The organism is Pseudoalteromonas sp. Scap03 (assembly GCF_013393115.1).
In the GTDB taxonomy this organism is placed as follows: domain Bacteria; phylum Pseudomonadota; class Gammaproteobacteria; order Enterobacterales; family Alteromonadaceae; genus Pseudoalteromonas.
Genome location: NZ_VDEU01000002.1, coordinates 697,985 through 710,785, shown reverse-complemented (window position 1 = coordinate 710,785; position 12,801 = coordinate 697,985). Strand labels below are relative to the sequence as shown.

Here is a 12,801-nt window from a genome sequence, read left to right as displayed (position 1 = left end):
CAGGTAAAACCGATTATATAAACCAATCTAAAAGTTTTTTTATTAAAAACGTTTTAGAGAGCGTTATTTTTCCTGAGCAAAACTTAGCAAGCACTAACAAACACCATGACAAACAAAATAAGTGGCTTCGAGTTGCTAGTGTGTCACTTGCATGTGTTGCTTTGTTCGGCTTTTCAATTTCTTGGTATTTTAGCTTTGCATGGAATAGCAACTTAATTGATGCCACAGATGAAGCAATTGCCACGTACCAAGAATTAGACGCATCATCTTTTGATAGAAATAATCTACTGGTACTAAATGACCGATTAAATGCATTGAGAAACTTGCCAGCAACCAATGCTCAGTTAATTGATCCTGAAGATGCATCTTCAGTTGGCTTTAATAAGCTTACTGAAATTAAAGAATCTTCTACTAATGCTTATAAACGTTCCTTACAAACCTATTTAGAGCCCTTTATTGCGAACACGTTAATAAAGGAAATGGAGGCTCATCCAGAACATCTGAGTTATTTATATGAAACGCTCAGATGCTACTTAATGTTATTTAAACCTGAATATTTTGAGAGTGAAGATATTTACGTTTGGTTTAGTGCATATTTAGATAGAAATTTGCCTGGTGATTTGAACATGCAGACGCGTAATGAGCTGATGAATCATATTGCTGCGTTGTTAAAAGAGGGCGTAACACAAACTGAAATAGATAATCAGGCGGTTCGAGTAGCTCGTGCAGAACTTACGAAACTACCGATTGCAGAAAGAGCATACCAACGACTTCAAGCTGATTTTCTTGATAGCAGTATTCCGCCTTTTAGATTAACCGATATTATTAGCTTTGAAAGTGCGCAAAAGTTTACATTTCGTAACAATGGTGATCTAACGCGCAGTATTCCAGGGTTATACACTTTTAACGGTTTCCATGGAATTTTTAATATTGAAAAAGGAAAAATGCTTGGCAACTTAATGGCCAGTAGCTGGGTGTATGGCCAAGAAGCCTCAGGCACGTATGATATTTCTAAAGCAGAGATAGAAAAGAAGCTAGAGCAACGTTATTTTCAAGATTATATTTATTATTGGCAGTCGTTTTTAGATGACTTGAGTCTTAATCAGTACAGCTCACCTGCTGAGGGTGTGAACATTACTGATGTATTAGCAGGCTCAGAAGCGCCAATAAAAAATATCATCAATGCAGTTAAAAAGAATGTTCAATTAACTAAGCTACCTATCTCTGAAAACCAAAAGGTCGCAGGAGATATTGCCGCTAATGCAGCTAAGGTTGCGATGCAAACTAAAGCAAATCGAATCAAACGCTTTTTACCTGACGAGGCGCCTAAGTTTGAGGTAGAGCTACCGGGCTATCAAGTCGAAGAGGCGTTTGAAGACATTATCGATATAGACATTCAGCAGCTTGATAATATTCAGAAAAACTTAAGAGAGTTGAATATTTATCTAACTAAACTTGATCGAGGCGACCAGCTTAAATACTCAATTAAAGATCAAATAAGTGGTAAGAGTAAACCGAGTTTTATTCGCCAATTAGAGTACCAAAGTAGTGATTTGCCATATCCGTTCAATAGTTGGTTACTTGATATAAGTAGAGATACTAGCAACATCACCAAAAATAGTGCCAACAGACATTTAAATGAAATTTGGAAAAGCAAAGTGTTGCGCGAGTATAACGCGGCAATTGTGGGGCGTTACCCATTTGCTCCGCAGGCTGAAAAAGAGGTCAGCATTAAAGACTTTACTCGCTTCTTTGGCCCTAATGGCACCATAGATAACTTTTTTAATAGCTATGTAGCTCCGAGTGTGGATATGAGCTCTAGCCCGTGGAAATTTGAAAAAGATATTGGTATTAGCAATAACACCTTAAAAATGTTTGAGCATGCTTTCAAAATTCAAACCGCATTTTTTGAACGTGGTAGTGATACCCCTCGAATTGAGTTTGGCTTACGTACTTTTAATTTAGATAAAACGGTATCTAGTTTAATGATTGAAATTGATGGCCAGTCAATGATTTACCGTCATGGTCCACTCAAAGTTACAAACTTTGTATGGCCTGGCGCTAGTGGTCAAAGTAAAACTCGCGTTGTGTTTACACCGCCAAACGGTGGGCGTTCAATTAATACAACTTATCAAGGTGAGTGGTCACTTTATCGAATGCTAGATGAGCTCAGCGAAAAGCGTAGCAAAACACGTCAAGATCTAGAGTTACATTTCTCCTTGATGGGTAACAATGCAAAAGTAGAATTACTGCCTAGCTCAATCAGGCATCCGTTTTGGAACAGCAGTGTAGAGAAGTTTTCATGTCCGACCCGATTGTAGATATTGGTTATCTTGGCAAGGTGCCTTGTTTAGGCGACTTTGTTCAAGATAATGTAACTAAAGAGTTTTCAGAGCATTGGGAGCAATGGCTGCAAGCTGCCATTGCTGTGAGTAAAGAGCAACTTGGTGATGTTTGGCAAGAAAGCTACCTTACTGGCCCTGTTTGGCACTTTGCATTAAGCCCAAACATTGTTGGTGATACTGGCATTATGGGTACGTTATTGCCCAGTATGGATGCAGTAGGAAGGCACTATCCACTCACTGTTACTCGTGCAACTCATATTGCTCCGGTTGATGTGCTTCATTCTGGTGTTTTTTCATTAGAATACGAAGATGCTGTTCTTAAAGTACTTGATGGCTCTGTGGATCTGTTTTCCTGGCGAAAAGAACTGGCTAGTACACTAAGTGACGTTGCTGCAAATAAAAAGCAAGTAAGTTATGCCAATTCAAAAGATAAAAACAAACAAGCAATCGCTCTAGAGTTCTCAGGCACTGAGTTAAGCGACCATATTTTACAAGATGCCATGCATGCGATTTTACATAAAAAGTATGGTGATTACAGTGTTTGGTGGACTCATGGTTCTTGCAATATTAAGCCTATGGTACTGATCACGTCAGCTTTGCCGCCGGTTAATCAAGTAGCCGCTATGCTAGATGGACGTTGGAAGCATTGGGAATGGAATTACACACAGGTAAAAAATAGTGATTAGTAATTTAAGTACAAGTTATGCCATTACTCATAGAGGTGCAGTGAGGCAGCTTAATGAAGATGCGCACGTGGAAATTAACAGCCATAACTTATGGGTCGTAGCTGACGGTATGGGCGGGCATGAAGCGGGTGAAGTTGCTAGTCAATTAGTGGTTGATGTGATTAGAACTACTGTTGAAAAGCTCAGGCTAGAGGACTTGACCGTAAGTCATATTGTTAGCGCTATAGAAGATGCAAATAAGCAACTAAATCAATATAGCGCGCAATACTTAAGCAATAAAACAGCAGGCAGTACGGTAACAGCTTTGTTTGTTAAGAATGAGCGCTATTACATATTATGGGCTGGTGACAGCAGAGCTTATTTATTACGCAATGGTAAACTAACTCAAGTTTCTCGAGATCATAGTCAAGTTAATGACTTAATCGACGAGGGAATGATTTCTGTTGAAGAAGCTAAAAACCACCCATTATCTAACGTTATTACTCGTGCTGTGGGCGTAATGGATGAAGTGAAGGTAGATGTAATTGAGGGTGAGATAAACAAGGGCGATATCTTTTTATTATGTTCAGATGGTCTTACAGGTGAATTATCAGATGAGGATATATGTTTGTCATTAGAGCCAAGTAGCATAATTGATTCAGGAATGGCTTTAATGCACTCCTCGTTAGTTAGAGGTGCTAAAGATAACGTAACTTGTATATTAGTAAAATATGATGATGTAGATGCCAATCAATCGATACAATCTTGTAATTTACAAGATGAGGCAACGATTCCATTGTTCACTAAGTAGCTGATTAAGCCTGTTTTAGTATATTTAAGAAAAAAAGTTGTAAATATATCAGGAACAAAAAACTGTTATTTCAATTATTTACAAAATAACATTAGCCAGCTTATCGGCACAATGGTGCTGAAGCTTGTAATTTAATTTAAAGAATGTAATATTATCTCCGCTCTAAGCTTTAGAGAATATGGATAATATTTAGGACAATGGAATGTTTTTATTTGAAGAGTATATTTCCCCTATTTCAGATACTGAGTTTGCAGGTATTGATCCGCGATCAGATGTCTCTCCAACGTCTACTTACTACGCCTTAAAAGATTTAAGAAACCAACTTCGTGCGGCTGAAAGAAATGCGCTAGTCGATGAAGAAGGAATTGCTTCGCTTTCTCGAGATTGGATTCCGCTACTTGAGCAATGTAGTGAGGCAATTAAAACCGAAAGTAAAGATATAGAATACCTAGCTTGGCTAATTGAAGGCTTGTGCCGCGTTCATGGCTTTAAAGGCATTGCGTTTGGTTTTAGTGTTGCTAAGCACCTTTTGGAACATCATTTTGAGTCACTTTATCCAACACTTGATGACGGTGATGAAATTTCAGACAAAGTGTCTGCATTAGTTGGCTTAAATGGCAGTGCTGGTGAAGGTACGTTAATTATTCCAATTAAAAGTATATACATGACAGACAGTGTCAGTATGGATCCTTTTTCTTTTTGGGAATATCAGCAAGGTTATGACATTTCACGTTTAAGTGATGAAAAACGCGAAAAGAAGATAACCCAAGGTGCCGTTGATTTTGAACAGCTTGAAAAAAGTGCAGCCGAAACCAGTACCGAGTTTTTTGTATCTTTAAAAAATGATATTGAAGATGCGATAGAAAAATTTGCCGCTTTGAGTGAGGTTATGGATAAGGTGACGGGTGAGCCACAACCTACATCTAATATTAAACAAGCATTAGAAGTGAGCTTAGCTGCGGTAAATCATGTTGCAGCAGATAAACTTGAAGCAGCACAAATTGCATTAGATAAGGCAAATGCTGAGCCTGAAGAGGAAGTGGTTGAGGATGAGATAGAAGCAGACTCAGCGCAACCTAAAAAGCGTGTCAGTGATGAGATTGATTCGAGAGAAAACGCAATAAAAAAACTTCAAGAAATTGCGACATTTTTCAGAAAGACTGAACCTCATTCACCAATGTCTTACACGATAGAACAAGTTATTCGATGGAGCGAATTATCGCTACCTGAGTTATTAAATGAGTTAATTACAGATAGTGATGCTAGGACTGGATACTTTAAGTTGTCTGGCATTAAGATCAGCGAAACTGAAACATAGTAAAAGGAGTTCTCAATGAGTATCCATGATAAGTTAAAACGAGTTCGTAAACCAAGAGTACATATCACTTATGATGTGGAAACTGAGGGCGCGGCAGTAAAAAAAGAATTACCCTTTGTAGTAGGTGTAATGGGTGATTTTTCTGGTGATAACACAGAAGCACTTAAACCACTAAAAGATAGACGTTTTATTCAAATTGATCGTGATAACTTTAATGATGTTTTAAAACGTATGAGTCCTTCTCTGCGTTTAAAAGTAGACAATACATTAACGGATGATGGTTCTCAGTTTGAAGTTAACTTGAACTTTAAGTCGATTGACGATTTCGAGCCTGCTGCGGTTGTAAATCAAGTAGAGCCTTTACGCAAATTGATGGAAACGCGCAACAAGCTGCGTGACTTGATGACCAAGATTGACCGCTCAGAAGAGCTTGAAAATGTACTCGAAGAAGTATTAAGTAATACAGCAAGCTTAGACTCGATGGCTAAAGAACTTAACTTAGAGGAGACTGATAAATGAGCACTGAACAATTAGCAACAGAATCAGAATCGGTATCAGAAGTAAGTTCTTCACTATTAGAGCAAGCAATTGGCGCGACTAAACAAACAGAGTCGAGCCGTGCTGAAGAATTACTAAAAACATTAACAGAAGAAGCGTTAAAAGGCACAGTTCAATGGAATAAAAACATGACTGTGACGTTTAATGAAGCTATTCAGTTAATCGATCAAAAAATTTCAAAACAGCTAAGTGTGGTAATGCACTCGGATGAGTTTCAAAAGCTTGAAGGCTCATGGCGCGGTCTGCATCACTTAGTGATGAACTCTGAAACAAGTTCTACATTAAAAATTCGTGTTTTAAACATGAAGAAAAAAGAGCTTCATAAAGATTTAAGTAAAGCCGTTGAGTTTGATCAAAGCCAAACCTTCAAGAAAATTTACGAGTCTGAATTTGGTACCCCAGGTGGTGAACCATATGGCACTATCGTAGGTGACTTTGAATTTACTAATCACCCTGAAGATGTTGAAACATTGAGCTTAATGTCTAATGTGGCTGCAGCTGGATTCTGTCCATTTATTGCTGCCTCTTCACCGTCTTTATTCGGTTTTGATAATTGGGAAGAGCTTACTAAGCCACGCGATTTAGAAAAAGTATTTGAATCATTAGAATACACTAAATGGCGCTCATTTAGAGACAGCGATGATTCACGCTTTGTATCACTTACTATGCCGCGTTTCCTTTCGCGTTTACCTTATGGTGCTGCTTCTAAACCTGTTGAAGAGTTCAACTACGAAGAGTTTGAAGTTGAGCCAAAAGACGGTCGTTCAGTGAGCACTGATAATGGTGATTACTGTTGGAGTAATGCAGCATACGCTATGGCAACTAACATGACCGCTGCGTTTTCTCAATACGGTTTCTGTACTGCTATTCGTGGTGCAGAGGGTGGCGGTAAAGTGGAAGGCTTACCGACTCACATATTCACTAGTGATGATGGTGATCCAGATCTTAAGTGTCCAACAGAAATTGGCATTACAGATCGTCGTGAGGCAGAGTTAAGTCAGTTAGGCTTCTTACCTCTATGTCACTATAAAAATACTGATTATGCTGTTTTCTTTGGCGGTCAAAGCTGTCAAAAACCAAAAATTTACTCAACGCCTGATGCCACGGCTAACGCTGCTATTTCAGCTCGTTTACCATACTTAATGGCAACTTCTCGCTTTGCGCATTACTTAAAAGTAATGGCACGTGACAAGATTGGTAGCTTTATGGAAGCTGAAGACGTTGAATCATGGTTAAACCGTTGGATCCTGTCATATGTAAATGCGACAGAGGGCGGTGGTCAAGACATCAGAGCACGTTACCCTCTTGCAGATGCAAAAGTATCTGTAAAAGAGATCCCAGGTCAACCTGGTGCCTACAACGCTGTTGCTTGGTTGAAACCTTGGTTACAAATGGAAGAACTAACGTCTTCTTTACGTCTTGTAGCTAAAATCCCAGAGATCGGTTAATAATACCGCTCTCTCGCATTAAGGATGATGCAATAGAATGAATCACGAAGAGTTTTCATTTATAAATCAAGACTTCACTTTTCAACAAAAGTCACAGTCTCGAATTAGTGATAATGACGCTTTGCTCGATAGGTTTTTAAATGAAAAAAACCTAGATAAAGCGTTATTGTTATGGCTTGAAGGCTCTTCTGATTCTCCCCTTTCTTGGAATAAGGAGTCTTTGAGTCCTTATTTACAACGTGTAATTATTGAACTCGATCAACTTATTTCATCGCAACTCAACCACATAATTCATGCAGATAGCTTTCAACGCTTAGAAGCTAGCTGGCGTAATCTATGGTGGTTATTGTTACAAACAGAGCAACAAGACAAAGAAAAAAAAGTAAAAGTTAAATTGCTCAATTGTGATTGGTCAACGCTCTCAAAAGACGTGAACAAAGCGATTGATTTTGATCAAAGTATGTTTTTTCAGTTACTTTATCAAAACGAGTTTGACAGTGCCGGAGGCGAGCCTTTTGGTATTGTAATTGGTGATTACGAAATCAGTAATGGTTGCTCAGCAGGCACTATTTACAATGATATTGATACTATAAAAGAGGTATCAAGAACGGCAGCGGCTGCATTTTCTCCTTTTATATGTTCGGCTTCGGCTAATTTATTTGGTGCTGATAGCTTTTCTGATTTAGGTTATTACTCTGATTTATTTAACCAGTTTGAACAACCTGAATATATAAAATGGCAAAGTTTTAGAAAAATGGAAGAAGCGCGCTTTATGGGTTTTACGTTGCCTCATGTGTTAGTTAGGCCGCCTTATGTTAATGATGGCAAACGCCATCAAGATTTTTACTTCAAAGAACAAATAAAAAATCCAGAAACAGATATGTTATGGGGCAGTGCAGCGTATCAGTTTGTATCAACAATAATTAGAGCTTACTGCGACAGCGGTTGGTTTGGTCACATTCGTGGTATAGAGCCAGGCAAAGTTTCTAAGGGATTAGTAACAGGGCTTGCTCGTGATAGCTTTGCAAACGATACCTATCAAAAAGAGGCAAAGCCGCCACTTGATTTATTAGTAACCAGTAAGTTTGAAAAGCAATTTTCTGAGCTCGGTTTTATCCCAGCTTCTTCGGTTACAAATACGGAGCATATTGTTTTTTACAGTAATGCATCGGTTCAAAAAACAAAAAATTACGACTCAAGTGCTGCCAATATCAATGCGCGCCTATCGTCTATGTTGCAATACATTTTGTGTGTATCGCGCTTTGCGCACTATTTAAAATTATTAGCCCGCGATCGTGTCGGGTCTTACAGCACAGCACAGGCCTGTGAAAGAGACTTACAAGCGTGGATAAATAACTACACAACTGCGTCAGACTCCGCGTCTGAGCATATCAGAAGCAAATATCCACTGAGTAATGCAAAAATAAAAGTAAGTGAAAATAAAGCAAACCCGGGGCATTACTTTTCGGTTTTGCAGTTACAGCCCCACTTTCAGTTAGACCAAATGGTCTCGAGTATTAAGTTAATAACAGAGCTCAGTCCTCATCATAAAATAAAGGAATAATCATGAAAAAAATACACAGTTTAATTCGCGAGGGAAAACTTGCTGATGCTTTATTATGTTGCGCTACCGAGTTGCAAGATGAGCCTTTAAATTTTGACATTAGAAGTATTTATTCTGAATTACTTTGCATTAATGGCGAGCTTGAAAAAGCAGACAAACAACTCGACTTTATGGTGCAAAAGAACCCAGAGTTTGCTGTAGGTGCAGTTAACCTTAGACATTTAATTCGTGCCCAGCAATCGCGCGTGGATTTTTATCAAGGTAAGGGTATTCCTAAACTTTTTCATGAAGCCAATGAGCTAGATACCTTGTTTTTAAAAATGCATGTTGCTTTGCTTGAAGGTGAAACATCTGAAGCAGCCAGTCTTGCTCAACAAATGGAAGCGCTTCGTTTGGAGAGTGTTGAAGACGAGCAATCAGCAATTCGAGATTTAGATGATAGCTTAAGTCCTTATTTAGAAGTGCTAGGTACAAATGGCGAGTTTTACCTTGCAAACTTTAATGAAATTGAAACATTAAAAGTAGAACCTGTAACGTCATTATTAGAGGGTATTTGGTTACGCGTTGAAATTACTATTAAAGACGGCCCATCGGGTACCGCTCACTTGCCACTAGTTTACGCAAACTCAAATACAGATCTAGAAAAGCTAGGCCAAGTATCTGATTGGGAAGAACTTCAAGACGAATTTATTATAGGTAAAGGAATGAAAATGTTGTTTGTCAACGATGAAGCCATCACTGTTCCAAACCTGAAAATAAATGTCTTAGAAACAGCTGAGTAAGCATAGTCAATAATTATGATAGAGCATAAGCAGCAGCTTCAAGCATCCATTTTAGATAGGCTCATTGACGATGAGCCAGACTTTCAGGATGCCCCATCTCGTACTGAGGGGATCAGCATTAGTGAGCTGAGAAAAAATGTGCGCAGAGACATAGAAGCGCTGCTAAATGCGCGAATTCAATGGCACACGTGGCCAGCACAATATGCAGAGTTAGCAACATCCTGCTTATCGTATGGTTTACCTGACTTTTCGAGTATGTCGGTGAGCTCTCACGAAGGGCGGGCACTGCTATGTGAAACCGTTAGAAATACAATTTTGAAATTTGAGCCTCGGTTCATTGAAGTTGAGGTATTTACTGACGATGAAGTACCCGTAAATAGAGTATTAAACTTGCGAATAAACGCTTTACTATATGCAGATCCAGAGCCAGAGTTTATTAGCTTTGACTCTGAAGTTGAGCCTGTGAACTTAGGGATGAAGATTATAGAGGCTTCTTTATGAACGATGAATTATTAAAATATTACAATCGTGAATTGGCGTTTGTTCGTCATATGGGTAAAGACTTCTCTGAAAAATACCCTAAAGTTGCAGGGCGATTAAAGCTAAGCGATGATCATATTGAAGACCCTCATGTATCTAGATTAATTGAATCGTTCGCATTTTTAACGGCTAATATTAGGCAAAAGTTAGATGATAGCTTTCCTGAGCTTACTGATGCTTTATTAGGGCAAATGTTACCTGACTATCAAGCGCCTATTCCTTCAATGTCGGTGGTTAAATTAGAGGCTGAAAACCTCTCAACCACGGGAGTAGTCATTCCAAGAGCGAGTGAAGTTGAAACAAATGTTGAGTCAATGAAGCAATGTAAGTTTCAAACCTGTTATGAAACTTACTTATGGCCTGTTGAAATTACCAGTGCTCAATTTGATAACAGTCCTTTTGTGGCACCAAAACCACGTTGGCATGAGAAAGCAAAGTCAATTTTCAAACTTGAGCTAACCGGTGAATACCCGGGTGTATCACTGGCTGAAACTGGGCTGGAAAAATTACGATTATTTATAAATGGCCAATGGCATCATACGCTTAAAGTGTATGAATTATTGTTTAAGCACGCTATTGGCATTGCTTTTGATAATGGTGATGAGGGAATAAAGTACCTTTCTAAAACTCAACTTAAAGCGGTTGGCTTTGATGCAAATGAAGCGGTTGTACCGTATTCGCAGCGATCAAGTGCCGGCTATCGCTTACTCGTCGAAAATTTTACCTTTCCTGAAAAGTTTCGTTTTTTTGAACTTGAAAATATTCACTCATCGTTGCCTAAAAATTCTAATAAATGCACAGTGTATATTTATCTTGATGCTGAATCTTCAGAGCTTGAAAAGCAAGTAGACAAAGACATGTTCTTGATGGGGTGTACGCCCATAATTAATATGTTTGAACAAGAATTAGAACCTATTCGCCCTGAGCTGAGCGAATACGAATACCAGTTAACGCCGCGTTATATGGACTCTGAGATTTCAGAAGTAATTGGTATTTCAGAAGTAATTGCCTTTGACCATAAGGGAAATAAACAAATAGTTTGTCCGTTTTATGGACAAACCCATCCACGATACCAAGGCCATGATGATTTGTTTTGGCATATCCGCAGAGAAACTGCCTCATGGGCAGGGGGTTATGTTGAGTCAGGCACCGAATCGTTTCTATCATTGGTAGATGCACGATTTGAAAATAGCGCTATGGATTATGCTGAAGGGAACACGGTCCTAACCGTACGTGCTAATTGCAGTAATCGAAACCTCCCTGCAAGCATGCCTTTTGGAGACGATGAGCTAGGCTTATTGATGCCAGAGCGCGGCGATGTAATTAAAAAAATTAGATGTTTAATTCCATTTACTCATGCAGTTAGACCGATATTAGCCGATGCAACTCGTTGGCAATTAGTTAATCATTTAACGCTCGACGCGTTTAGTGGAGATGATGCATGTAATAAGCTTAAAGAAGTGCTACGCCTTTATGACTTTAGAGCATCTCCGCAAACAAAAGGCCTTATTGATAATATTTACCGTGTGGTTGTAGAACCCGCAACGGCTCGTGTTGTGCAAAAAGGGCGAGTAAGCTTTGCAACGGGAAGTGAAATTGAAATTACCTTCGCCAATGATGACTTTTCAGGTAGTGGCATGTTTTTCTTTGCCTCTATCCTCGATCATTTCTTTGCGCAATTTGCAGCAATTAATAGCTTTACTCGCGTTAGTTTAAGGCTAAAAGAACAAGAGCAAGTGTATTACCAGTGGCCTGCGCGAGTTGGGGAAAGCCCGTTAATATGATCCAACATATTATTTCTCAAGCGTCACAAGTTGACTTTTATAAAGCAGTTTTCATTATTGAAAACCAGCTGAAAAAGCATGGCTTGGAGTATCGCTATGTAGGGTATGACAGTAGTCCAAAGCAAGAGTTAATTAAGTTTACCGCAACTCAAAAATTTGGTTACCCAGGTAACGCTATCACAAAATTAGAACAAGCAAGCTTTGAAGATGGCTTACATAAAGTCAACATGCAGATCTCTTTTATGGGATTAACGGGTTGTTCGGGGGCTTTGCCTCAATTTTATAGCGAACTGGTGATGCAGCGTCTTCGCTATAAAGATACAACCATGCGCGACTTTTACGACATGTTTAATCACCGTTTGGTGTCTTTATATTATCGAGCGTGGAAAAAATATAAACCGTCTTTAAATCATATAAATAAAGATAAAAACAAAGACCCATACACACAAATATTAGGGCTTTTAAGCGGCGGTTATGATGAACATCAGTTGCACTTTTCAGGCCTTTATAGCCGAAAAATTCGCAATGCTTTTGATTTAAAAAGTGTACTGAGCTCATATCTTGGCTGTGATGTTGTCATTAAACAAATGATAGGTAAGTGGCACGATTTGAAGCCACAAGAGCAAACATGTTTAGCAAGTGAACGCCTTTATGAGGGACAACATGCCCGCTTAGGTGTTGATACGGTAATTGGTAAAAAGATATGGGATATTTCTTCTAATATCGAGATCCATATCAGTACCCGCGATTTTGATAAAGCAAAATCCTTGTTACCTAAAGGCAAGTTATTTGAATTAGCTAAAAAAATTGTCAAAGACTATGCCGGCAATGCTATTTCATTTCGACTTGTTATTGAGTCAGATTTTCAACAACTTGATGCGGTGCAGCTGTCAAAAAGTGAATGCCAACTAGGCGCAAATAGCTTTTTAATGGCGAGTAAAGACACCCCTAAATTTAACCCTACTAAGTTATCGTTTAAAGGATAA

11 protein-coding genes are annotated in these 12,801 nt (G+C 38.8%); all 11 read left to right on the top strand.

From position 1 onward, the window contains the following. Positions 1 to 2,321 (top strand): type VI secretion system membrane subunit TssM (tssM, locus tag FHG08_RS18460; RefSeq protein WP_178983217.1); only part of this gene is annotated, 2,321 nt, incomplete at its 5' end. Continuing rightward, on the top strand, positions 2,303 to 3,031 hold the full coding sequence (tagF, locus tag FHG08_RS18455; protein ID WP_138605849.1) for a type VI secretion system-associated protein TagF: 729 nt from the start codon (positions 2,303 to 2,305) through the stop codon (positions 3,029 to 3,031). The genes tssM and tagF, both read left to right, overlap by 19 nt. After that, on the top strand, positions 3,024 to 3,821 hold the full coding sequence (locus FHG08_RS18450) for a PP2C family serine/threonine-protein phosphatase (RefSeq protein WP_138605851.1): 798 nt from the start codon (positions 3,024 to 3,026) through the stop codon (positions 3,819 to 3,821). The genes tagF and FHG08_RS18450 overlap by 8 nt, the downstream gene beginning before the upstream one ends. Positions 3,822 to 4,023: 202 nt before the next feature. After that, positions 4,024 to 5,139 (top strand): type VI secretion system protein TssA, encoded by a 1,116-nt coding sequence (tssA, locus tag FHG08_RS18445; RefSeq protein WP_138605853.1) that lies wholly within the window; start codon positions 4,024 to 4,026, stop codon positions 5,137 to 5,139. Between the two features lie 15 nt (positions 5,140 to 5,154). Continuing rightward, positions 5,155 to 5,658: a type VI secretion system contractile sheath small subunit gene (tssB, locus tag FHG08_RS18440; RefSeq protein WP_010389380.1), complete on the top strand. Its 504-nt coding sequence runs from the start codon at positions 5,155 to 5,157 to the stop codon at positions 5,656 to 5,658. Continuing rightward, positions 5,655 to 7,145 carry a type VI secretion system contractile sheath large subunit gene (tssC, locus tag FHG08_RS18435; RefSeq protein WP_010389377.1) on the top strand — a complete coding sequence of 497 codons (1,491 nt, stop codon included), beginning with the start codon at positions 5,655 to 5,657 and terminating at the stop codon, positions 7,143 to 7,145. The genes tssB and tssC (FHG08_RS18435) overlap by 4 nt, the downstream gene beginning before the upstream one ends. 37 nt (positions 7,146 to 7,182) lie before the next feature. Continuing rightward, positions 7,183 to 8,709, top strand: coding sequence for a type VI secretion system contractile sheath large subunit (tssC, locus tag FHG08_RS18430; protein WP_131692235.1), 1,527 nt, complete (start codon positions 7,183 to 7,185; stop codon positions 8,707 to 8,709). A 2-nt stretch (positions 8,710 to 8,711) separates the two neighbouring features. Continuing rightward, a complete protein-coding gene (locus FHG08_RS18425; RefSeq protein ID WP_054201391.1) occupies positions 8,712 to 9,491 on the top strand; it encodes a type VI secretion system accessory protein TagJ in 780 nt (259 codons plus the stop codon). A 15-nt stretch (positions 9,492 to 9,506) separates the two neighbouring features. Then, on the top strand, positions 9,507 to 9,992 hold the full coding sequence (tssE, locus tag FHG08_RS18420; protein WP_010389371.1) for a type VI secretion system baseplate subunit TssE: 486 nt from the start codon (positions 9,507 to 9,509) through the stop codon (positions 9,990 to 9,992). Then, a complete protein-coding gene (gene tssF, locus FHG08_RS18415) occupies positions 9,989 to 11,815 on the top strand; it encodes a type VI secretion system baseplate subunit TssF (RefSeq protein WP_054201390.1) in 1,827 nt (608 codons plus the stop codon). The genes tssE and tssF overlap by 4 nt, the downstream gene beginning before the upstream one ends. After that, positions 11,812 to 12,801 carry a type VI secretion system baseplate subunit TssG gene (tssG, locus tag FHG08_RS18410; protein WP_178956944.1) on the top strand — a complete coding sequence of 330 codons (990 nt, stop codon included), beginning with the start codon at positions 11,812 to 11,814 and terminating at the stop codon, positions 12,799 to 12,801. Before tssF ends, tssG begins: the two co-directional genes overlap by 4 nt.